Raw genomic sequence first — 206 nt, forward strand, 5'->3', positions numbered from 1 at the left:
CGATGCCGCGGGCCTGAAATTTCACGCCAGGGTTGCCGATTATGCCGTCAGCACGGATCTGCGCTTGCTGACGCGCATTCTGCGCAATTTCCTCAGCAATGCCTGCCGCTACACCGACGAGGGCCGCGTTCTGTTGGGGGCAAGGCGCCGCGGCGAACACTTGCGCCTGGAGGTATGGGACAGCGGGCGCGGCATCGCCCAGGACC

1 protein-coding gene is annotated in these 206 nt (G+C 65.5%); it reads left to right on the forward strand.

Annotated elements, in window-relative coordinates; translation table 11 throughout:
• Positions 1–206 (forward strand): ATP-binding protein (locus GYA94_RS27240; protein ID WP_161893510.1); only part of this gene is annotated, 206 nt, incomplete at both ends.

The organism is Pseudomonas juntendi (assembly GCF_009932375.1).
Lineage (GTDB): Bacteria > Pseudomonadota > Gammaproteobacteria > Pseudomonadales > Pseudomonadaceae > Aquipseudomonas > Aquipseudomonas juntendi.